Raw genomic sequence first — 21,347 nt, 5'->3', positions numbered from 1 at the left:
AAGGCGTTGGGGCATCAGGACAAACCCTGTTTCGCACAGATTTTTGCGGTGCGGGAAAAGTATCCAAAGCCGCTTAAAAGTATATGGAAAGTCGAATATTTATATCTTTTTCTCTTTATTTTTCAACGACTTGCATTAAATATTTAAGCTGTCAAACTACGCCCGCGCTTTGATCTTGCTTCCTCTGCGCAGGCCTCGATACTCGAAGCTTGCCCAAACTCTGAATAACAAAAAAACACATCGTGGCCCGACGTGATGTTCACGCGCGCCATGCGGGCGTTCGCCCGTTTGAATCTTGCAACCCTCGCGTTTCACTAAGGAGAAACCCATGCGTTTAATCACCGATCAAGAACTCAGCAATATGTCGACGGAAAATAAGCGTCGCCGCCATCAAGAGCTGGATAGGAAATTGGCGGTGGCCGCCGACCGGGGCTGGGCATGCGCGCATCGCATCGAAGCCAGCCGCGCAAAAGTCCATGCGGCAATCTTGATGGATGTGGAACTGGGCCGGGATGTAGAACCCAGAACCGAGAAGCGCCGCGACCGCATCAAGATCAAGAACTGAGCGCAGATTTTCCAGAGGCCGAAGCGTGTGATGTGATGGGGGCTTGTCGTGGACGGCATGATCCGGATAATTTCCGTGTTGCCCGCCAATACGGAAACCCAGCGCCATGACGATCGTTGTACACACCCCGAACGCCAAAGGCCTCTGGACCACCATCCAGAACAATCTGAAGCGCACCGACGACGCTAGCGCCCGCGGCACAAGCGCCTGGCGCAAAGACGACACCGGGCGCGCCGTGAAGATTTTCCATGCGCCCGCGGCGGGCGGCCTGGATGAACGGGCTTACTTCGTCGGCACCGTGCGCACGGGTCAGCTTCTGCTGCTGGACTTGCTGCCGGGCAGCGAACCCTTGAACTGGACCCGCTTCGGCCTGTTGCACGGCCACCTGGTCGGCATGCTGATGACGGAATACGAAAGCGACATCATGTCGCTGAACGTCTTTCCGAACCGGCCGGCGCCGGACGCGGAAGCTTGAAGACGAAATTCGAAACGTCGAAGGCGAAAGGCGGCGTGCGGAAGGCTCCGGGCGGCATGCAGCGCCTTCGCTGAATGCCCCCCGCGTCAGAGACTTAGCCAGGTCACCAACGGCGATAGCGACAGCAGCACGCCAAGCCACGCGATTTTGCTATTCGATTGGTGGATGGCATAAAGGCCGAAGGCCAGCCCCGGCAGCCCGGGTATCAATTCAAAGATGATGTACGGCCACAGCCCCTGGTGCATCACCACCCACCAATGCAGGTAGGCGGTCGCAGCGCCGCAAAGCAGCGCGCAGACACTTGAGAACGACCAGCCCAGATCGCGCAGCATCCTGACACCCAAGAATTGGTTGATCGAGCCCGGATGTTAACGGACGTCGATGCGGCTAGGCAGTGGCGCGAGGCCCAAAACGAAAGGGCCGAATCCAATGTTTCAAAGGATTCGGCCCCACACGTGCTACCAAGCAGCTTGCTTTACAGCAAGCTGCTTAGCGCTTAAATCGATTTGATCATTGTCGCCTGAGGACCTTTTTGTCCTTGGCCGGCAACGAATGAAACGCGCTGATTCTCTTCTAGAGATTTGTGCCCGTCACCCTGAATTTCCGAGTAATGCGCGAAGAGGTCCTTCCCACCAAGTTCCGGCGAAATGAAGCCGTAGCCCTTGTCATTGTTAAACCACTTCACGATACCTGTTTCAATCTTCAATGTAAGTCCTAGATGTACAGGGAAAAAATATTCCCGGGCAGACTATGGGCGCTTGGCGGCAGCAAAGATATAACCGTTTCCAAATGATACATCCCTCCCCGGCTCTCACGCTGATGCAAGACGGGGTCTGCTCTTCGCTTTTACGCAAAGGCGTCAGCATGCCCGCATCGTTCGGAGGCGCAACAAATGAGCCCCTGGAACGGGGCTATGATCATCGGCAACTGCGGGAAAGGGACGCCGGCCACTGATCCCGGCGCCGAAGGCAAGGCCGTGGGCCTGTGGCGGGAACAGCGGGCATCAAGATAGAGGCAGGACTATGGTGAGGTTCTGGAGCCAGAACGGCCCTGAACGGCATACCCGAGGCACACCCAAGAGCGCACCTCAGAGCACACCCAAAAGCGCACCCCAGAGCACACCCAAAGCACTCCCAAAATTCCAGATCAACGAAGCCAAAAAACTAAGCTGTTGATTCTATTGGGAAAATCTATTGGGAAAAAATGGTGCGAAGGAGGGGACTCGAACCCCTACACCTGTTACGGCGTCAGGACCTAAACCTGGTGCGTCTACCAATTTCGCCACCTTCGCTAAAGGTCAAGCCCGCTATTGTAGCTTGCTTGTTAAAATCTTGCGTCATGAATCCGCGCCTCGATGCTTTACACCCCTATCCGTTCGAAAAATTGCGTGCGTTGCTGGCTTCCGCCGCCGCGCAACAGAACGGTCTGACGCCTATCAACTTGTCGATTGGCGAGCCTAAACACGCCGCGCCGGAGCGGATTGCGCAAGCGATACGCGACCACATGGGCGGGCTGTCGGTGTACCCGTCGACCAAGGGCGACCCCGCATTGCGGCAGGCGATTGCCGACTGGCTGGCGCGCCGTTACAGCATCCCCGCCCCGGACGCCGACACGCAGGTGCTGCCGGCGCTGGGCTCGCGTGAGGCCTTGTTTGCTTTTACGCAGACGGTGATTGACCCGTCGGCCGGGTCGGTGGTGATCTGCCCTAACCCGTTCTATCAAATCTACGAAGGCGCCACGCTGTTGGCGGGCGCCACGCCCTATTTCGTCAACGCCGACCCGCTGCGCAATTTTTCCAGCGATTGGAATCAAGTGCCGGACGACGTTTGGAAAAAGACGCGCCTGGTGTTCGTGTGCTCGCCGGGCAACCCGGCGGGCAACGTGATGACGCTGGACGAATGGGAAACGCTCTTCAAGCTGTCTGACCGCTACGGCTTCGTGATTGCGTCAGACGAGTGCTATTCCGAAATCTACCTGGACGAAGGCGACGCGCCTTTGGGCAGCCTGCAAGCGGCGCGCCGTTTGGGCCGGAACGACTACCGCAATCTGGTGGCGTTCTCCAGCCTGTCCAAGCGGTCCAACGTGCCGGGCCTGCGCTCGGGTTTCGTGGCGGGCGACGCGGCGCTGATCGGCCGGTTCCTGCTGTACCGCACGTATCATGGCAGTGCGATGAGCCCGCTCGTGTCCGCGGCCAGCATCGCCGCCTGGACGGACGAGGCGCACGTGAAAGACAACCGCCGCCTGTACTGTGAAAAGTTCGACGCGGTCGTGCCTATCCTGGAAAAAGTGCTGGATGTGTCACGCCCGAAAGCGTCGTTTTACCTATGGGCGGCCACGCCGGGCTCGGATACGGCGTTTGTGCGCGACCTTTATGGCCGCACCGGTGTTACCGTTCTGCCGGGCAGCTTCCTCGCGCGGGAAGCGCATGGCGTGAACCCCGGCCACGGCCGCATCCGTATTGCGTTGGTGGCGCCTTTGGCTGACTGCGTGCAGGCAGCCGAACGCATCGCCCATTTTGTACATACTTCTGTTTGATCAACCTTTAAAAGCTGAGCCGATATGACTCTCGACCTGCAGACCACCATCGAAAAAGCCTGGGACGACCGGGCCAACCTGTCGCCCGCCGACGCCAGCGCCGAAGTGCGCGAAGCGGTGGAACACACCATCGACGGCCTGGATCTGGGCCGCTTGCGCGTGGCCGAGAAAATCAACGACGACTGGGTTGTGCACCAGTGGATCAAGAAGGCCGTGCTGCTGTCGTTCCGCCTGAACGACAACGCCATCATGGGCCAGGCCCCGCTGCAGTTCTACGACAAGGTGCCGCTCAAGTTCTCGGAATACGGCGACAACGCTTTCAAGCAAGGCGGCTATCGCGTGGTTCCGCCGGCCGTCGCCCGCCGCGGCGCCTTCATCGGCCGCAACGTCATCCTGATGCCCTCCTACGTGAACATCGGCGCCTACGTCGATGAAGGCACGATGGTCGACACCTGGGCCACCGTCGGTTCGTGCGCCCAGATCGGCAAGAACGTCCACCTGTCGGGTGGCGTGGGCATCGGCGGCGTGCTGGAACCCCTGCAAGCCAACCCCACCATCATCGAAGACAACTGCTTCATCGGCGCCCGTTCGGAAGTCGTGGAAGGGGTGGTCGTTGAAGAAAACTCGGTGCTGGCCATGGGCGTGTTCCTGTCGCAAAGCACCAAGATTTTTGATCGCGCCACCGGCAAGATCACGTACGGCCGCGTGCCCTCGGGTTCGGTCGTCGTTCCGGGCTCGCTGCCGTCGGCCGATGGCTCGCACAGCCTGGCTTGCGCCGTCATCGTCAAGCGTGTTGACGCGCAAACGCGCGCCAAGACCAGCATCAATGATTTGCTGAGGGCGTAAATGAGCACGTCAGCCGTACTGGATCTGGTCAAGGACCTGATCGCCCGCCCGTCGGTCACGCCGGCGGATGAAGACTGCCAGGCGGCGCTTGCCGCCCGGCTCGAGCGCATCGGCTTCACGTGCGAGACCATCGCACAGGGCGGCGTCACCAATCTGTGGGCCCGGCGCGGAAGCGCCGCGCCGCTGACCGTGTTCGCCGGTCACACCGATGTGGTGCCTCCGGGTCCGCGCGAAAAGTGGGAAAGCGATCCGTTCGTGCCCACTGAACGCGACGGCTGGCTGTACGGCCGCGGGGCGGCCGACATGAAAAGCTCGATCGCCGCCTTCGTGGTGGCGGCCGAAGAATTCGTGGCGGCCCACCCGCAACATGACGGTTCGATCGCGCTCCTGATCACGTCCGACGAAGAAGGCCCGTCCATCGACGGCACCGCCATCGTTTGCGACGCGCTGAAAGCACGCGGCGAACAGCTGGACTACTGCATCGTCGGCGAGCCAACCTCGGGCGACGTGCTGGGTGACACCTGCAAGAATGGCCGCCGCGGCTCGTTGTCGGGCAAGTTGACGGTCAAGGGCATCCAGGGCCACGTAGCCTACCCGCATCTGGCGCGTAACCCGGTGCATCAGTTGTCGCCGGCGCTGGCCGAGATCGTCAGCATTGAATGGGATCAGGGCAACGAATACTTTCCGCCCACGACGTTCCAGGTGTCGAACCTGAACTCGGGCACCGGTGCCACGAACGTGGTGCCGGGCGAAGCCGTGGCGCTGTTCAACTTCCGTTTCTCGACGGCCAGCACGCCTGAAAGCCTGAAGGCCCGCGTGCATGCGGTGCTGGACAAGCACGGCCTGGAATACGACCTGGACTGGGAGTTGGGCGGCGAGCCGTTCCTGACCCCGCGCGGGTCGTTGACGGACGCGCTGGTGCAGGCGATTCACGCCGAAACGGGCGTGACCGCCGAACTGTCCACCACCGGTGGCACCTCTGATGGCCGCTTCATCGCCAAGATCTGTCCGCAAGTGATTGAGTTTGGTCCCGGTAACGCGACCATCCACAAGGTCAACGAACGTATTGAAGTCGCCTCGTTGGAACCGCTGAAGAACATCTATCGGCGCACGCTGGAAAACCTGCTGCTGCCTAAATAAAACGCCGCTACGCGGACGCTCTGCCCCCCTTCAGAGGGGGGTGTTTTTTCCCGGTTCGGCTTGCTGAACCGGGAATACAAGGCCTGTTATGTATCAATCCGCCCGCCAAGAATTGCACACCCTGCGCGACCTCATCCGCTACGGGGTGTCGCGCCTGAACGGCGCCCAGGTGGCGCTGGGACACGGCAGCGACAACGCCTGGGACGAGGCGGTCTATCTGACGCTGCACGCCCTGCACCTGCCGCTGGACACGCTGGAGCCGTTCCTGGACGCCCGTGTCGTCCGTGAAGAACGCGACCGCGTGCTGGATCTGCTGGAACGCCGCGTTACCGAGCGCGTGCCGGCCGCCTACCTCACCAACGAGGCCTGGCTGCGCGGTCACCGCTTTTACGTGGACAAGCGCGTCATCGTGCCGCGCTCGCCCATTTCCGAACTGCTGGACCAAGGGCTGTCGCCCTGGGTGCAGGACGCCACGGCCGTGGAAAATGTGCTGGACATGTGTACCGGTTCGGGCTGCCTGGCCATCCTGTCGGCCATGGCCTTCCCCTACGCGCATGTTGACGCGGTGGACGTGTCGGCCGACGCGCTGGAAGTCGCTCGCCGCAACGTGGACGACTACGGCCTGCAAGACCGTCTGGACCTGCACGAAAGCAATCTGTTCGACAACCTGCCCGCGCGCCAGTACGACGTCATCATCTGTAATCCGCCCTATGTGAACAGCAGTTCCATGGATGTGCTGCCGCAGGAATACCGCCACGAACCGCATCTGGCGCTGGCCGGCGGCGAAGACGGCATGGACCTCGTGCGGCGCATTCTGGCGGCGGCCCCGCAGTACCTCACGCCAGACGGCGTGATCGTGCTGGAGATCGGCCACGAGCGCGACTTCTTTGAAGCCGCCTTCCCGCAGTTGTCGCCCGTCTGGCTGGATACGGAAGAAGCGTCCGACCAGCTTCTGCTGCTGACCCGAGAGCAACTCAGCCTGTGATACGCGCTACTGGATTGACCCTGCGCCGCGGCACGAAAGTGTTGTTGGACGGCGCTGAATTCGTCGTGCACCCGGGCGAGCGCGTAGGCATCGTCGGCAAGAACGGCGCGGGCAAGTCTTCGCTGTTTGCGCTGTTGACGGGCGCGCTGGACCTGGACGCCGGCAATGTGAACCTGCCGGCTGGCTGGCGCATTGCCAGCGTCAAGCAAGAGCTCGACGCCGACGACCGCCCTGCTCGCGAATTCGTCATCGACGGCGACACGCACCTGCGCGAATTGCAGGCGCGCCGCGCCGAATTGACGGACGACCAAGGCACGCAGATTGCCGAAGTGGAAGCCGCGCTGATCGAAGCCGGCGCCTGGAGCGCCGCCTCGCGCGCCGAGCAACTGCTGGCCGGCCTGGGCTTCAAGCCCAGCGAATGGATGCTGCCCGTCGAGAGCTTCTCGGGCGGCTGGCGCATGCGTCTGGCGTTGGCCAGCGCGCTGATGGCGCCGTCGGAATTACTGCTGCTGGACGAACCCACCAACCACTTGGATCTGGACGCAATGTTGTGGCTGGAGAAATGGCTGGGCGCCTATCCGGGCACCGTCATGCTGATCTCCCACGACACCGAGTTTCTGGACGCGGTGGCCAAGTCCATCCTGCATTTTGACCACGCGAAGCTGGTGCGCTATCGCGGCGGCTACGGTGATTTCCTGACGCAACGCGCCGAGCGCCTACGCCAGACCAATATCGCCTACGAACGCCAGACCCGCGAAACCGCGCGCCTGCAAGGCTTCATCGACCGTTTCAAAGCCAAAGCCTCGAAAGCCAAGCAAGCGCAAAGCCGCGTCAAAGCGCTGGCGCGCATGCAGGTGCTGGCGCCGCTGCACGCCGAAGCCGGCATCGATATCCGCATCCCCTCGCCCGATCAGGTGCCCGACCCGCTGCTCACGCTTGAGCATCTGTCGGCCGGCTATACGGATGCGGCAGGCAATGCGATTCCCATCCTGCGCGACGTGACCTTGATGGTGCGCGCGGGCAGCCGCGTGGGTGTACTGGGCGCGAACGGCGCGGGCAAGAGCACGCTGATCAAGACGCTGGCGGAAGAAATTCCCGTGCAGGCGGGCGAACGCCGCGCCTCGCGCGGATTGGCTATCGGCTACTTCCATCAGCACCAGCTGGACATGTTGGACGTGGACAGCACGCCGATTGCCCACCTGGCGCGGCTGGCGCCCGAAACGCGCGAGCAAGAGCTGCGCAATTATCTGGGCGGTTTCGGCTTTTCGGGCGACACCGTCACCAGCAAAGTCGGCCCGATGTCGGGCGGCGAAAAGGCACGCCTGGCACTGTCGTTGATCGTCTGGCAAAAGCCCAACCTGCTGCTGCTGGACGAACCCAGCAACCACTTGGACGTCGAAACCCGCGAAGCCCTGGCCGCCGCGTTGGCCGACTTTGGCGGCAGCATGCTGCTGGTCTCGCACGACCGGCACCTGCTGCGCACCACCGTCGACAGTTTCTGGATTGTTGCGGATGGCGCCGTGCGCGAATTCGATGGCGACCTTGAAGACTATCGAGACTGGCTGGCCGCCCGCAACGCGGGCGAACGCGCTGAAGCCGCACGCGAAAGCGCCGAAGGCAGCGAGCCGGTTGTGGACCGCAAGGCCCAACGCCGGGCCGAAGCCGAACAGCGCCAACGCCTGTCCGCCCTGCGCAAGCCGCTGGAATCGAAGCTGGCCAAGGTCGAGACCGAGATGGAAAAACTGCGCGCGAAACTGCACGCGCTGGACGCCATCATTGCCGACGCTGACTTGTATTCCGATGCACGCCGCGCGGAACGCCAAAAAGTCATGGCCGAGCACGGCGAACACGGCAAGCGCATGGACGAGCTCGAAGAACAATGGCTTGAGATCCAGGGTTCTTTGGAAGAGATCGACCAGAGCGAAGCCTGACGCATGGCACTGGGCGGCGGCTCTTGCCGCCCCCTTTGCCTTGCCTTCAACATCGTTGACAGCCACTGCCGGCCCGCGCACGTCCGAGCCACCCGCCCGCTGACGCTCAGCGCGGATGACGTCGACGCCATGCTGGCGCTATTGAACGGTGTGTACAGAAAGAAATAGCGGCATGCCGGTGGCTAGCGCAAGGCAAGTCCCGACACGCCGCCAGCCTGCCGTTACGAGTACGGACGCTCGCGCAGGCGGGTGTGATGATCAACCACGGTGTCGATCACTTCGCGCAGGATGGTCTCCGCCAAGGCAGGCGGCACGCCCGCCTCTTCCGCCAAGCGGCGGATGCGCTCAACCTGCTGGGACTCCCTGACGGGGTCCACCAAGTCCATGTCGTGCTTGGTCTTCAATTCACCGATCATATCCGTGCAGCGAAACCGCACGCCCAACAGCAGCATGATCTGCTGATCGATTTCGTCGACCTCAGCGCGCAACGACGCTAGCTCGGCTTTCGGGGACTCATTGTTAGCCATGTTTAACCCTGAACAATATCCAGCTTCGCGATACCCAGCGCCAAGGTTTTGGCGCCCACATCGCGGAACTGGATTTCTGCCTGGGCGTCCTGACCGGCGCCGCTCAAGCCAATAATCGTGCCATCGCCAAACCGCGCGTGATGCACGCCCTGACCCACACGATACTGCTTGTCGCCCACCGTGACACCGCTTGCCACGCCGCGAGGTTGACGCGGCGCAATGGTGTTGGTGGCCTTGCGGCCGAACGCGTCGCCACGATTGCCGCCGCCCCAGCCCGCGCCCGTGCTGCTGACCGGCGCCAGGCCGGCCTTGGGCGACAGCCATTTCAGATGCTCTTCGGGAATCTCGTCCAAGAAGCGCGAGCGCATGGCGTAGCGCGTCTGGCCATGCAGCATCCGGCTTTGCGCCAGGCTGATGTACAGGCGCTGACGTGCGCGCGTAATCGCCACATACATCAGGCGGCGCTCTTCTTCCAGCCCGGACTGCTCAAGAATGCTGTTCTCGTGCGGGAACAGCCCCTCTTCCAGACCAGTAATGAAGACGGCGTCGAACTCCAGGCCCTTGGCGGCGTGCACCGTCATGAGCTGGACGGCGTCCTGGCCTTGCTGGGCCTGGTTGTCGCCCGCTTCCAGCGCCGCGTGGGACAGGAACCCTGCCAGCGGCGTCAAGCCGTCAGACGCCACGATGGGCGCATCGACCACGCCCGGCATCAACGTCGACGAGGTGGCTTGTTCAGGCACCACGCCGGCCGGCATACCGTCGTAATTCTCTTCGGACGCAAACACGGCGGCAGCCGTGATCAGTTCGTTCAAGTTTTCCAGCCGCTCGGCGCCTTCGCGTTCAGCCTTGTAATGGGCATTCAGACCGCTGGCTTCGAGCATGTGCTCGACCATTTCCGGCAGCGGCAGATCGCGCGTTTCGTCGATCAGGCGATGGATCAATTGGGCGAACTGAGCCAGGTTGGACCCGCCCTTGCCGCCCACCAGCGCCACCGCCGCGTACAGGCTGGTGTCATGCGCACGGGCCGCGTCGGCCAGTTGCTCCAGCGTGCGCGCGCCAATGCCGCGCGTCGGGAAGTTGACGACCCGCATCCAGGACGTATCGTCGTTGGGGTTGGCCATCAGGCGCAGATACGCCAGCGCGTGCTTGATTTCCTGGCGCTCAAAAAAGCGCAGGCCGCCATAAACCTTGTACGGAATGCCGGCCGAGAAAATGGCGTGCTCGAGCACGCGCGACTGCGCATTGCTGCGGTAAAGCACGGCAATTTCGCGGCGCAGGCTGCCTTCGTGAATCAGCGAACGGATTTCGTCGACGATCCACTGGGCTTCCATGCCATCGGAGGGCTGCTCGATGACGCGCACGGGTTCGCCTTCGCCCTGGTCCGTCCACAGGTTCTTGCCCAAGCGGCCGCTGTTGTGGCCGATAAGCGCGTTGGCGGAATCCAGGATGTGGCCGAAGGAACGGTAGTTCTGTTCCAGACGGATCACGGTGCCGTGCGCGTAGTCGCGCTCGAAGTCGGACATGTTGCCGACGTTCGCGCCACGGAAGGCGTAGATGGACTGGTCATCGTCGCCCACGGCGAAGATGGCCGCGCCGCCGCCTGCCAACAGACGCAGCCACTTGTATTGCAGCGTGTTGGTGTCTTGGAACTCGTCGACCAGAATGTGGCGGAAACGGCGCTGATAATGTTCGCGCACCGGCGCATTGCGCGACAGCAGTTCGTAGGCGCGCAACAACAGCTCGGCGAAATCCACCACGCCTTCGCGCTGGCATTGGGCTTCGTAGAGCTGATAGATCTCGATCAGGCGGCGGCGATGGGCGTCATAGGCCTCGACGTCTTGCGGACGAAGGCCCTCTTCCTTGGCGCCGTTGATGAAGCGCTGCACATCGCGGGGCGGGTACTTTTCGTCGTCGACGCCATTGGCCTTCATCAGGCGCTTGATGGCGGCAAGCTGATCGGTAACGTCCAGGATCTGGAAGCTTTGCGGCAGACCGGCATCGCGATGGTGCGCACGCAGCATGCGATTGCACAGGCCGTGGAACGTACCGATCCACAGGCCGCGCGTATCGATCGGAAGAATCGCCGACATGCGCGCCAGCATTTCGCGGGCGGCTTTGTTGGTGAACGTGACCGCGAGAAGCCCAAAAGGCGAAGCCTGGCCGGTTTGAATCAGCCAGGCCATGCGGGTGGTAAGTACCCGGGTCTTCCCGCTGCCCGCCCCGGCCAAGACCAGGGCGTGCTGCGGTTCTAACGTTACTGCGGCGCGTTGTTCAGGGTTGAGCTTCTCTAGCATCATGCCGCGTAGCGGCGCAGATGTTGAGCAAATTGCTCGAGCCCGGCGATGCCGCTTTGCTGGGCGCGCTGGCACCAGGCCTGCAGGTCATGAAGAAGCTGTTCGCTGCTGGCGCTGGAGCTTTCCCAGATGCGGCCGAGCTCGCGGCGCATCTGCACCAGGGTCGACAGCGACTTGTTCTGGGCGATGGCGCTATCCACGGCAGCCAGTTGTTCCGGCTGAAGGATGTCTTCGTTGCGGTGGATGGCGCGGCGCACTTGATGCAGCTTGGTGTAGTCGCAATCCGCGTTGCCTTCCTGGCGCGAAGCCTTCAGCTTGGTAAGTTCTTCACGAGCCGCGCTCTTGATCACGTCCGCATAGCGGGCCATGACTTCGTAGCGGTGCGTGATCACGCCTTGCAGCGTGCGCAGGTCGATACCGGTGCGGGTGTCGTCCAGCTTCAGCTTCGGCGCAACCTTCTTGATCTTGGCCAGGCCAAAGAACTTCAGGATGTTGATGTAGCACCAGCCGATGTCGAACTCATACCACTTGGCCGAGAACTTGGCCGACGTGCCATGGGCGTGGTGGTTGTTGTGCAGCTCTTCGCCGCCAATCACGATGCCCCACGGGAACACGTTGGTGCTGGTGTCCGGGCTGTTGTAGTTGCGATAGCCCCAATAGTGGCCGATACCGTTGACGACGCCGGCTGCCCAGAAGGGAATCCAGGCCATCTGAACCGCCCACACCGTCACACCGACCGCGCCGAACAGGGCGACGTCGATGGCGAGCATGGACAGCACGCCCCACAAGCTGTGCTTGCTGTAGACGTTGCGTTCGAGCCAGTCGTCAGGCGTACCGTGGCCGAACTTGGCCATGGTTTCCTTGTTGTTCGATTCTTCGCGATACAGTTCCGCGCCGCGGAACAGCACTTTCCAGATACCGAACAGCATGGGCGAGTGAGGATCGCCTTCCTTTTCGCACTTGGCGTGGTGCTTGCGGTGAATGGCGACCCATTCCTTGGTGACCATGCCGGTCGTCATCCAGAGCCAGAAACGGAAGAAGTGCATGACAGCCGGATGTAAATCCAAACCGCGGTGCGCTTGGCTGCGATGGAGGAAGACGGTGACCGCAACAATCGTGATGTGCGTCACGACCAAGGTGAATACGACAATCTGCCACCAAGTGGCTTGGGTCAGACCGCCGGCAATGAAGGAGAGGATGTAATCCATAAAGCTGTTATGAGCCTCGCTTGAGAAGTGCCTGAAGTTTAGCTTACCTTTGTCTGCTTATGACAAGGGAGTTTCAAAATAGTTTTTGAGCGAAATCAAGGACTAAGCCCCAGTTTGAGCGCACAAAAAGCCACTCTCGCGATCACTTCAGGCAAATCGCGAGGCCGGGCCTTGCAGACATCCGGCACTTGGGCCGGCTACCCCATGAAAGTGGGGGGTATTCGCAATGGCACCAGGTTTTGGCTACATTCCGCTACTAAAGTTCCTGTCAGCAAAGGGAATTCGTCTTGAGAACGCCACACGCGTGGCGCACACTTTTCGCCCTTACCGCAGACCAAACTGTCTCTTTTGTCCCACTGATGTCACCCAAAATGTTCCGACCCCGTTTGTTTTCCGCCCTGGCCTTGCTGGGAATGGCGCTGTCCGCGCCCACTGTGGCCCAGACGATGAAGTCGGGCGATGTGGCCGTGCTGGCTTCTTACTACGAGATCCGGGGGTCGGATTGCCTGGCTCTGCGGGCGCCGCGGGTGCTGATCACTCAGCAGCCCCAGCTTGGCAAGGCCAGCATCGTGCAAACGCGCGGCCAATCCGCCGCGTCTGGACGCTGCGCGTATAAGGCCGTCGCGGTGTCGCAAGTGGTGTACCAGGCGGATCAGCCGGGCACCGACACCTTGGGCTGGGAAGTGAAATATCAGACCAAGGCGTTGGGCACCCGCCGCTATAGCACCACGGTCGGCGTCGCGCCGGCTCCCTGAGCCGGCGCGGCGTCGCACGGACGCTTAGACGCTCAAGCCGGCTTCACTTCCTCAAGCCGGCTTCACTTCCTCAGCCGGCTCGCCCACCGCAGCGGGCTCGGCTTCAGCTTGCGCCACCGGCTCTGCCAGGGGCTTGGCTTCCGCCTCGTCGGCGATGGCTTCGGCCGGCATTTCAGCCTCGACATCCGCTTTGACGTCAACGTCAGCGTCGATACCCGCATCGGCATCAGCCGCCACGGCCGCTTCAGCCGTCTCGGCCGCAGCGCCCTTCTTTTTGCGCTCGAACACGGCGGCGAAGAAGCCGTCGGTGCCGTGCACGTCGGGACGCAGCTGGACGTAAGGGCCTTCCAGCTTCAGCGTTTCGCAACGCGCGGCCAGGATTTCAGCGGCATCCAGACGTTCAAAATCTGGGTGGCTGGCCAGGAAGCGCTCGGCTTGCACTTCGTTTTCTTCAGCCAACAGACTGCACGTGGCATACACCAGGCGGCCGCCCGAGGCCACGCAACGCGCGGCGCTGTTCAGGATGCGTTCCTGCAACTGGCCCAGTTCGGCCAGCGCCTCGGGGTGCTGGCGCCATTTCAGGTCGGGATTGCGGCGCAGGGTACCGATACCGCTGCACGGCGCGTCGACCAGCACGCGCTGGGCCTTGCCGGCCAGGCGCTTCACGCGGGCGTCGTTTTCGCTGTCGATGACGACAGGCACGACGTTCGACAGGCCGCTGCGGGCAAAGCGCGGCTTGGCGCGCGCCAGACGGGCGGCCGATACGTCAAACGCGTACAGGCGGCCGGTTGAGCGCATCAGTGCGCCCAACAGCAGCGTCTTGCCGCCTGCGCCGGCGCAGAAATCGATGATCATTTCGCCACGGCGCGGGGCGACCAGCAGGGCCAGCAATTGGCTGCCTTCGTCCTGCACTTCGATGCTGCCGTTTTCGAATTGCGGCCAGCGGTTGATCGCCGGACGGCCTTCCATGCGGATGCCCCAGGGCGAAAACGGCATGGCGACGGGTTCGTAACGGCCTGCGCTTTGCTGCAATTCGGTCAACATGGCATCGCGCTCAGCCTTCAGCGGGTTGACGCGCAAGTCCAGGCTGGCCTGGCGGTTCAAGGCTTCGACCAGCGTTTCCGGGCTGTCCATCAGCGCCAGGCGTTCGTCCAGCCAATCCGGGATGCTGCCGCGCACGGCGCGGGGCAAGGTGGCCAGATCGATCTGCGACACGCGCTTGAGCCATTCGGCTTCGGCGGCATCCATGCCCTCTTCCAGCGCCTCGGCGCCCAGCGTGGCGTTCAGGCCCAGGATGGCCAGGCGGCGGGATGCAGGACCCACGCCGCTTTCGCCAAATTGGCGGTAACGGCGCAGATGACGCAGCACGTCGTAAACGGCTTCAGCGACTTCGGAACGATCGCGTGCGCCCAGGTTCGGGTGGTGACGCAGCCAGTGCGACAGCGCGGCGTCCGCCGGGTACGTCCACTGGAGGATTTCGCCCAGCACGCGCTGCACCTGATCAATGCGGATGGCGGCGTAAGACTGGCGCGGACGATTGAACTGCGGCTTTTGCGGCGCCTGATCGCGATGGCCGTGCGACGAATCGCCGCCACGCGAGCCGGCGTATTGGCCGCGTTCACCGCGATCTTCACCGCGCGGGCCGGCGTATTGCCCGCGCTCACCACGATCTTCTCCGCGCGGGCCGTCAAAGGACGGACGGCCTTGGCCTTCGCGGCGCTCGGAACCGCGTTCCGAACCATAGGAACCGCGTTCACCCCCGCGGCTGTCGCCGCGCGGGCCATTGCCGTACGACGGACGCGAATCCGGACGGCCGCCTTGGCCTTCGCGGCGATCGGAACCGCGTTCCGAACCATAGGAACCGCGATCACCCCCGCGGCTGTCGCCACGCGGGCCATTGCCATACGACGGGCGCGAATCCGGACGGCCGCCTTGGCCTTCGCGGCGATCGGAACCGTAGGAGGCACGTTCACCGCCGCGGCTGTCGCCGCGCGGGCCATTGCCGTACGACGGACGCGAGTCCGGACGGCCGCCTTGGCCTTCGCGGCGATCGGAACCGTAGGAAGCACGTTCACCGCCACGGCTGTCGCCGCGCGGGCCATTGCCATACGACGGACGCGAATCCGGACGGCCGCCTTGGCCTTCGCGGCGATCGGAACCATACGAACCGCGTTCACCGCCACGGCTCTCGCCGCGCGGGCCATTGCCGTACGACGGGCGCGAATCCGGGCGGCCGCCTTGGCCTTCGCGGCGATCGGAACCGCGGTCCGAACCATACGAACCGCGTTCGGAACCATACGAACCGCGATCGCCGCCACGGCTATCGCCACGCGGGCCGCCGCGGTTATCGCCGCGCGGCGCATCGTAGGACGGGCGGGGAGCGGGACGGCCCTGGCCTTCACGGCGGTCGCCGCCAAAGGCGCCGCGTTCGCTGCGGCCTTCGCCACGCGGCGCGTCAAACGAAGCGCGCGGGGCCGGACGGCCGCTGTCGCGGCTGGGGCGCTCTTCGCGCACCCGCTCGTTGCGCTCGCGCGGCGGGACTTCGCGGGCCTCGCCCTTGGGGCGCGAGAAAAAGGACCGACCGTCGCGCCCTTCGGAGGCTGCCCTCGGGGAGCCTGCCGGACGAGAACGCGGAGATTGGGGTTTAGTCATGGTGTGTTCCAGTGGGGCGGAAGGGTTCCGCCCGGTAAAAGCGATTCAGGGCCGCTCAAGCGGCCGGCGACCAGGTGAACAGGCGTGCGGGGTCACCCTGCACGTCCACCCGGTGGTCGTTTGTGAGGGTAACCCGGCCTTCGGCCAGCCAGCGCACCGCGGCCGGAAAAGCCTGATGTTCCACTGCCAGGACGCGATTGGCCAGCAGTTCCGGCGTGTCGCCCGCCAGAACCGGCACGCAGCCCTGGGCAATGATGGGGCCGTGGTCCAGCACCGGCGTCACAAAATGCACGGTACAGCCATGCACGCGCACGCCAGTCGCCAGCGCCTGGGCATGCGTATGCAGCCCGGGAAATGCCGGCAGCAGCGACGGATGGATATTGACCAGCCTGCCCGCGTAGTGGTTGACGAAGCCGGGGGTCAGCACGCGCATGAAGCCGGCCAGAATGACGTAGTCGGGCGCGTAGCGGTCGATTTCGGCAGCCAGCGCGGCGTCGAAGGCTTCGCGGCTGGCGTAGTCCTTGTGATACAGGGCGGCCGTGGGAATGCCCTGGGCGGCGGCCCATTCCAGGCCGCCCGCATCGGGGCGGCTTGCGATGACGGCGGCCACCTCGGCGGGCCAGCCCTCATGGCGGCAGGCCTCGACCAACGCCTGCATGTTGCTGCCCCGCCCCGAAATCAGGATGACGAGTCGGCGCGTAGAAAGTTGTGTTTCCGGCAAGATAGAAGAATCCAAATATTGAGCCCCCGAGGCGCCCCGCCAGGGACGCGCTTTGCTTGGCGCAAAGGGCTTGTCCGCCACCGTTGCGTACCCCGGAAAACCCGTCGGCGCACAAATGGTTGGGGGGATTAGAACAAACCCGGAATCCAAAATTGTAAACTCTCGCTCGTGAAACCATCGCTGCGTATCTACCGATCCCTGCCCCCGCCCGACCGGCGCGCTCCTTGCGCGCTGACGATCGGCAATTTCGACGGCGTCCATCGCGGTCATCAGGCCATGCTGGCGCGCGTCTGCCAAGTCGCCCGCGAACGTGGCCTTGTGCCGTCCGTCATGACGTTCGAACCCCATCCGCGGGAGTATTTCGCCACGTTGAATCAACGCCCTGAACTGGCGCCCACCCGGGTTTCCGGGCTGCGCGACAAGCTCGCGGCGCTGGCGCGTTATGGCGTGTCCCAAGTCGTCGTCGAACGCTTTAACGCCCGTCTGGCGGAAATGTCGGCCAACGCCTTCATCGAAAACCTGCTGGTGCAAGGCTTGCAGACCAAGTGGCTGCTGGTGGGAGAAGACTTCCGCTTTGGCCACAAACGCAGCGGCGACATTGATCTGCTGCGCGAAGCCGGCATGCGCCATGGCTTTGAAGTCCAGACGCTGGCTGACGTCACTGACCAGCAAGGCCACCGCATTTCCAGTTCTGAAGTGCGCACGGCCCTTGCCGTGGGCGACCTGGACCGCGCCCGCCATCTGCTGGGCCACCCCTTTCATATCAGCGGCCATGTGATCCATGGCCAGAAACTTGGCCGCACGCTGGGATATCCCACCATGAACCTGCGCGTGGCCGAACGCTGCGCCGCGCGCTCGGGCATTTACGTGGTGCAGGTGTATGGGCTGGCCGACCACCCGCTACCCGCCGTGGCCAGCCTGGGCGTGCGCCCGACGGTCGAAGACCGTGGCCGCGTGCTGTTAGAGTCACACCTGCTCAACGACACCATCAACGCTTACGGTAAACTCGTACGCGTCGAATTCCTGCACAAGCTGCGGGACGAAGAAAAATTTCCTGACCTCCCTTCCCTGACTGCCGCCATCGCCGAAGACGCGCGAAACGCGCGCGCCTATTTTGCCGTTCATGGACTATAAAAAGACCCTCAACCTGCCCGATACCCCCTTCCCCATGCGGGGCGACCTTGCCAAGCGCGAGCCCGCCTGGATTTCGCAGTGGGAGGAAAATCACGTCTACCAAGCGATCCGTGCGGCCAGCCGCGGCCGGCCGCGTTTCGTCTTGCACGACGGCCCGCCCTATGCGAACGGCGACATTCATATCGGCCACGCGGTCAATAAGATCCTGAAGGACATCATCGTCAAGAGCCGCAACATGGCCGGCTATGACGCGCATTACGTGCCGGGCTGGGACTGTCACGGCATGCCGATCGAAATCCAGATCGAAAAGAAGTACGGCAAGCACCTGCCCGTAGCGGAAGTGCAGTCGAAAGCTCGCGCCTATGCGCTTGAGCAGATCGACCGCCAGCGCAAGGATTTCAAGCGCCTGGGCGTGCTGGGCGAATGGGATCGCCCGTACATGACCATGAACTTCAGCAATGAAGCCGACGAAATCCGCGCGTTGGGCCGCATCCTGGACAAGGGCTACGTGTTCCGCGGCTTAAAGCCCGTGAACTGGTGCTTTGACTGCGGTTCGGCGCTGGCCGAAGCCGAAGTCGAATACGCCGACCGCGTTGACCCGGCGGTGGACGTCGCCTTCCCGTTTGCCGAACCGGCCAAGCTGGCGGCCGCCTTCGGGCTGGACTCTGTGGACGACGGCGCCATCGTCATCTGGACGACCACGCCCTGGACCATCCCGTCCAACCAGGCGCTGAACGTGCATCCGGAAATCGAATACGCGCTGGTGCGCGTTTCGCCGGCGCCCAAGTTCGGTCCCTTGCTGCTGGTTGCGAAAGACCGCGTCGAAGCGTGCCTGAAGTCGTGGAACCTGGAAGGCGAAGTCATCGCCACGGCGCCTGGCGCCGCCCTGTCGGAAATTGAATTCCGCCACCCGCTGGCGCAGTTCAACCCGGCTTACGACCGCCGCGCGCCCATCTACCTGGGCGACTACGTCACGGCCGACTCGGGCACCGGCGTTGTGCACTCGGCTCCGGCCTACGGTATTGAAGACTTTGTGTCGTGCAAGGCGCACGGCATGAAAGACACCGACTTCATCAGCCCCGTCATGGGCGATGGCAAGTACGTGGACAGCCTGGCGCTGTTCGGCGGCCTGTCCATCTGGGACGCCAACCCCAAGATCGTCGAAGCGCTGACCGAAGCCGGCGCGCTGATGCACGTCGAAAAGCACAAGCACAGCTACATGCACTGCTGGCGCCACAAGACGCCGATCATCTACCGCGCCACCAGCCAATGGTTCGCCGGCATGGACGTGGCCCCCAAGGATGGCGGCCCGACCCTGCGCGAATCGGCACTGGCCGGCATCGACGCCACCGCCTTCTACCCGGCCTGGGGCCGCGCCCGCCTGCACGCCATGATCGCCAATCGTCCGGACTGGACCCTGTCGCGCCAGCGTCAGTGGGGCGTGCCGATGGCGTTCTTCGTGCACAAGGAAACTGGCGAGCTGCATCCGCGTACGTCTGAACTGCTGGAACAAGTGGCGCAGCGCGTGGAGAAAGACGGCATCGAAGCATGGCAAGCCATTGAACCGCGCGACCTGCTTGGCGACGAAGCCGACCAGTACGAAAAGAACCGCGACACGCTCGACGTGTGGTTCGATTCCGGCAGCACGCACGCCACGGTGTTGGGCGGCAAGGACGGCGAGTTCGCCGGTTCCCACGGCGCTGAACTCGGCTGGCCTGCCGACCTGTACCTGGAAGGCTCGGACCAGCACCGCGGCTGGTTCCATTCGTCGTTGCTGACGGGCTGCATGCTGTACGGCCAGCCGCCCTACAAAGCGCTGCTGACGCACGGCTTCGTCGTTGACGGCCAAGGCCGCAAGATGAGCAAGTCGGTGGGCAACGTGATCGCTCCGCAAAAGGTGTCGGACTCGCTGGGCGCGGAAATCCTGCGCCTGTGGGTCGCCTCCACCGATTACTCGGGCGAGCTCTCCATCTCGGACGAAATCCTGAAGCGCGTGGTCGAAGGCTACCGCCGCATCCGCAACACGCTGCGTTTCCTGCTGGCCAACGTGGCGGACTTCGACGCCGTGTCGCAAGCCGTGCCGTACGGCGAGCTCTTCGAAATCGACCGCTACGCGCTCGCCATGACGGCGCAGATGCAGTCCGAAGTGCAGGCCAACTACGAACGCTATGACTTCCACCCGGCTGTCTCGCGTTTGCAGACGTTCTGCTCGGAAGACCTGGGCGCGTTCTACCTGGACATCCTGAAAGACCGCCTGTACACGTCGGCCCCGGGCAGCGTGGCGCGCCGCTCGGCGCAGACCGCGTTGCTGGACATCACGCAGACGCTGCTCAAGCTGATGGCCCCGATCCTGTCCTTCACGGCCGAAGAAGCCTGGAAGGAACTGGTGGGTTCCGCACTGAAGCACCAGGCCGACGCCGCCCGCACGACGATCTTCACCGAGGTCTATCACGCGCTGCCGCCGTTTGCCGACGCCGAAGCGCTGTCGGCCAAGTGGACGCGCTTGCGCGCCATCCGCGCCGAGGTCCAGCGCAAGCTGGAAGAAGTGCGCACGGCAGGCGACATCGGTTCGTCGCTGCAAGCCGAGGTGGATCTCTACGCCAATGGCGACGACCAGCAATTGCTGGCCAGCCTGGGCGACGACCTGCGCTTCGTGCTGATCGTGTCGCGCGCCACCGTGCATGCCGGCGAAGGCGAGACCCGCATTGAGGTCACGCCGTCCACGCACAAGAAGTGCGAACGCTGCTGGCACTGGCGCCTGGACGTTGGCCAAGACGCGGATCACCCCGAGATCTGCGGCCGCTGCGTGTCCAACCTGTTCGGCACGGGCGAAGCCCGCGACAAGGCTTGAACATGGCCCGCCCCTCCGATACGGGAGTGACGGGCTCGGCGCCCGCCCGCGCCGCCCCTGCGCGCGTGGGCGGCTGGCTGGCGCTGGCCTTGCTGATCATCGTGCTGGACCAGATAACAAAGGTGTATTTCAACACCTCGTTCCAGTACGGCGAACGCGTCAACGTGCTGCCGGTGTTTGACTTCACGCTGATGTACAACCGCGGGGCTGCGTTCAGCTTCCTGGCATCCGAAGAGGGCTGGCAGCGCTGGCTATTCACGGGGCTGGGCATCGCAGCCGCCATCGTCATCACGATCATCTTGCGCCGCACGCACGGCCAGCCGCGCTTCAAGCTGGCGCTGACGCTGATTCTGGGCGGCGCCATTGGCAACGTCATCGACCGCGTGGCCTATGGCCACGTGGTGGACTTTCTGCTGTTCTATTGGAACAACTCCTACTTCCCCGCCTTCAACCTGGCGGACGTGGGAATCAGCTGCGGCGCGGTGCTGTTGGTGCTGGACGAACTGCTGCGGGCCCGCAAGAAACCGCAAGCCTGACCGGCAGACCGGCGGACGCCGGACCCGCTGCCGCCAACCGGCGGAGCGACGCTCGCGAGGATTCAAAATCTGACTTGAATCCGCCTGCGAGCCGGGACCAGCCGGGATTCCAAACCTGGCTCGAACCCGCCTGCGAACCGGGCCAAGCCAGGATTCCAAACCTGGCTTGAACCCGCCTGCGAACCGGGGCGC

General features: G+C 63.4%; 18 protein-coding genes and 1 tRNA gene. 11 read left to right on the top strand and 8 right to left on the bottom strand.

Annotation, left to right across the window (positions count from 1 at the left end; genetic code table 11):
• Window positions 1-328: 328 nt before the first annotated feature.
• Window positions 329-565, top strand: a complete 237-nt coding sequence (locus ACFZAI_RS13080) for a toluene tolerance protein (RefSeq protein WP_391567263.1) — start codon at window positions 329-331, stop codon at window positions 563-565.
• Between the two features lie 106 nt (window positions 566-671).
• A complete protein-coding gene (locus tag ACFZAI_RS13075; RefSeq protein ID WP_391567261.1) occupies window positions 672-1,040 on the top strand; it encodes a hypothetical protein in 369 nt (122 codons plus the stop codon).
• Window positions 1,041-1,126: 86 nt separating this feature from the next.
• Here ACFZAI_RS13075 and ACFZAI_RS13070 read toward each other — a convergent pair whose 3' ends face one another.
• From ACFZAI_RS13070 to ACFZAI_RS13060, 3 genes are all read right to left on the bottom strand, one after another.
• Complete coding sequence (locus tag ACFZAI_RS13070; RefSeq protein WP_391567260.1) at window positions 1,127-1,372, bottom strand: hypothetical protein; 246 nt, start codon at window positions 1,370-1,372, stop codon at window positions 1,127-1,129.
• Between the two features lie 164 nt (window positions 1,373-1,536).
• Window positions 1,537-1,740 (bottom strand): cold-shock protein, encoded by a 204-nt coding sequence (locus ACFZAI_RS13065; protein ID WP_175169550.1) that lies wholly within the window; start codon window positions 1,738-1,740, stop codon window positions 1,537-1,539.
• 504 nt (window positions 1,741-2,244) lie between these two features.
• A tRNA-Leu gene (locus tag ACFZAI_RS13060) sits at window positions 2,245-2,331 on the bottom strand.
• Between the two features lie 47 nt (window positions 2,332-2,378).
• Between ACFZAI_RS13060 and dapC the strand changes: the two genes are divergently transcribed.
• The 5 genes from dapC (at window position 2,379) to ACFZAI_RS13035 (ending at window position 8,477) form a co-directional block, all read left to right on the top strand.
• On the top strand, window positions 2,379-3,575 hold the full coding sequence (gene dapC / locus ACFZAI_RS13055) for a succinyldiaminopimelate transaminase (protein WP_391567259.1): 1,197 nt from the start codon (window positions 2,379-2,381) through the stop codon (window positions 3,573-3,575).
• A 24-nt stretch (window positions 3,576-3,599) separates the two neighbouring features.
• Window positions 3,600-4,421 (top strand): 2,3,4,5-tetrahydropyridine-2,6-dicarboxylate N-succinyltransferase, encoded by an 822-nt coding sequence (gene dapD, locus ACFZAI_RS13050; RefSeq protein ID WP_391567258.1) that lies wholly within the window; start codon window positions 3,600-3,602, stop codon window positions 4,419-4,421.
• Window positions 4,422-5,561: a succinyl-diaminopimelate desuccinylase gene (gene dapE, locus ACFZAI_RS13045; RefSeq protein ID WP_391567257.1), complete on the top strand. Its 1,140-nt coding sequence runs from the start codon at window positions 4,422-4,424 to the stop codon at window positions 5,559-5,561.
• Between the two features lie 88 nt (window positions 5,562-5,649).
• Window positions 5,650-6,546 (top strand): 50S ribosomal protein L3 N(5)-glutamine methyltransferase, encoded by an 897-nt coding sequence (gene prmB / locus ACFZAI_RS13040; protein WP_391567256.1) that lies wholly within the window; start codon window positions 5,650-5,652, stop codon window positions 6,544-6,546.
• Window positions 6,543-8,477 (top strand): ABC-F family ATP-binding cassette domain-containing protein, encoded by a 1,935-nt coding sequence (locus tag ACFZAI_RS13035; RefSeq protein WP_391567255.1) that lies wholly within the window; start codon window positions 6,543-6,545, stop codon window positions 8,475-8,477. The genes prmB and ACFZAI_RS13035 overlap by 4 nt, the downstream gene beginning before the upstream one ends.
• Before the next feature lie 221 nt (window positions 8,478-8,698).
• Here the strand turns inward: ACFZAI_RS13035 and ACFZAI_RS13030 are convergent, their stop codons facing one another.
• Genes ACFZAI_RS13030 through ACFZAI_RS13020 form a run of 3 tightly spaced genes read right to left on the bottom strand, consistent with a single transcriptional unit; the run spans window position 8,699 to window position 12,506 of the window.
• The gene (locus tag ACFZAI_RS13030) at window positions 8,699-9,004 is read right to left on the bottom strand and encodes a chorismate mutase (protein WP_391567254.1); all 306 of its coding nucleotides are present in this window, start codon (window positions 9,002-9,004) and stop codon (window positions 8,699-8,701) included.
• A 2-nt stretch (window positions 9,005-9,006) separates the two neighbouring features.
• Window positions 9,007-11,301, bottom strand: coding sequence for a UvrD-helicase domain-containing protein (locus ACFZAI_RS13025; protein ID WP_391567253.1), 2,295 nt, complete (start codon window positions 11,299-11,301; stop codon window positions 9,007-9,009).
• Window positions 11,298-12,506: a fatty acid desaturase gene (locus ACFZAI_RS13020; protein ID WP_391567252.1), complete on the bottom strand. Its 1,209-nt coding sequence runs from the start codon at window positions 12,504-12,506 to the stop codon at window positions 11,298-11,300. Before ACFZAI_RS13020 ends, ACFZAI_RS13025 begins: the two co-directional genes overlap by 4 nt.
• A gap of 371 nt (window positions 12,507-12,877) precedes the next feature.
• Here ACFZAI_RS13020 and ACFZAI_RS13015 point away from each other — a divergent pair, with 371 nt between their 5' ends.
• Entirely contained in the window at window positions 12,878-13,261 is a 384-nt protein-coding gene (locus ACFZAI_RS13015) for a hypothetical protein (RefSeq protein WP_391567251.1), read from the top strand.
• A gap of 51 nt (window positions 13,262-13,312) precedes the next feature.
• Here ACFZAI_RS13015 and ACFZAI_RS13010 read toward each other — a convergent pair whose 3' ends face one another.
• Together ACFZAI_RS13010 and purN are read right to left on the bottom strand one after the other, a co-directional pair.
• A complete protein-coding gene (locus ACFZAI_RS13010; RefSeq protein WP_391567848.1) occupies window positions 13,313-14,749 on the bottom strand; it encodes an RsmB/NOP family class I SAM-dependent RNA methyltransferase in 1,437 nt (478 codons plus the stop codon).
• Between the two features lie 1,219 nt (window positions 14,750-15,968).
• Window positions 15,969-16,634: a phosphoribosylglycinamide formyltransferase gene (gene purN, locus ACFZAI_RS13005; protein WP_391567250.1), complete on the bottom strand. Its 666-nt coding sequence runs from the start codon at window positions 16,632-16,634 to the stop codon at window positions 15,969-15,971.
• 168 nt (window positions 16,635-16,802) lie between these two features.
• On the opposite strand from purN, the gene ACFZAI_RS13000 reads away from it, so the two are divergent.
• The 3 genes from ACFZAI_RS13000 to lspA are packed head-to-tail and all read left to right on the top strand — an operon-like array spanning window position 16,803 to window position 21,155.
• Complete coding sequence (locus ACFZAI_RS13000; RefSeq protein ID WP_391567249.1) at window positions 16,803-17,768, top strand: bifunctional riboflavin kinase/FAD synthetase; 966 nt, start codon at window positions 16,803-16,805, stop codon at window positions 17,766-17,768.
• Window positions 17,758-20,619, top strand: coding sequence for an isoleucine--tRNA ligase (ileS, locus tag ACFZAI_RS12995; RefSeq protein ID WP_391567248.1), 2,862 nt, complete (start codon window positions 17,758-17,760; stop codon window positions 20,617-20,619). Before ACFZAI_RS13000 ends, ileS begins: the two co-directional genes overlap by 11 nt.
• 2 nt (window positions 20,620-20,621) lie before the next feature.
• The gene (lspA, locus tag ACFZAI_RS12990; protein ID WP_391567247.1) at window positions 20,622-21,155 is read left to right on the top strand and encodes a signal peptidase II; all 534 of its coding nucleotides are present in this window, start codon (window positions 20,622-20,624) and stop codon (window positions 21,153-21,155) included.
• The last annotated feature ends 192 nt before the right edge of the window (window positions 21,156-21,347 follow it).

Source organism: Achromobacter sp. NPDC008082 (assembly GCF_042957345.1).
Classification (GTDB): Bacteria; Pseudomonadota; Gammaproteobacteria; order Burkholderiales; family Burkholderiaceae_B; genus Achromobacter; species Achromobacter kerstersii_A.
The sequence above is the reverse complement of the archived record's forward strand: the minus strand, read 5'-3'. Positions and strand labels throughout refer to the sequence as shown.

Excerpts from the sequence above, each read along its gene's own strand:
- ACFZAI_RS13080 (WP_391567263.1), top strand. The coding sequence starts at position 329 with ATGCGTTTAATCACCGATCAAGAACTCAGCAATATGTCGACGGAAAAT.
- ACFZAI_RS13075 (WP_391567261.1), top strand. The coding sequence starts at position 672 with ATGACGATCGTTGTACACACCCCGAACGCCAAAGGCCTCTGGACCACC.
- ACFZAI_RS13070 (WP_391567260.1), bottom strand. The coding sequence starts at position 1,372 with ATGCTGCGCGATCTGGGCTGGTCGTTCTCAAGTGTCTGCGCGCTGCTT.
- dapC (WP_391567259.1), top strand. The coding sequence starts at position 2,379 with ATGAATCCGCGCCTCGATGCTTTACACCCCTATCCGTTCGAAAAATTG.
- dapD (WP_391567258.1), top strand. The coding sequence starts at position 3,600 with ATGACTCTCGACCTGCAGACCACCATCGAAAAAGCCTGGGACGACCGG.
- dapE (WP_391567257.1), top strand. The coding sequence starts at position 4,422 with ATGAGCACGTCAGCCGTACTGGATCTGGTCAAGGACCTGATCGCCCGC.
- prmB (WP_391567256.1), top strand. The coding sequence starts at position 5,650 with ATGTATCAATCCGCCCGCCAAGAATTGCACACCCTGCGCGACCTCATC.
- ACFZAI_RS13030 (WP_391567254.1), bottom strand. The coding sequence starts at position 9,004 with ATGGCTAACAATGAGTCCCCGAAAGCCGAGCTAGCGTCGTTGCGCGCT.
- ACFZAI_RS13025 (WP_391567253.1), bottom strand. The coding sequence starts at position 11,301 with ATGATGCTAGAGAAGCTCAACCCTGAACAACGCGCCGCAGTAACGTTA.
- ACFZAI_RS13020 (WP_391567252.1), bottom strand. The coding sequence starts at position 12,506 with ATGGATTACATCCTCTCCTTCATTGCCGGCGGTCTGACCCAAGCCACT.
- ACFZAI_RS13015 (WP_391567251.1), top strand. The coding sequence starts at position 12,878 with ATGTTCCGACCCCGTTTGTTTTCCGCCCTGGCCTTGCTGGGAATGGCG.
- ileS (WP_391567248.1), top strand. The coding sequence starts at position 17,758 with ATGGACTATAAAAAGACCCTCAACCTGCCCGATACCCCCTTCCCCATG.
- lspA (WP_391567247.1), top strand. The coding sequence starts at position 20,622 with ATGGCCCGCCCCTCCGATACGGGAGTGACGGGCTCGGCGCCCGCCCGC.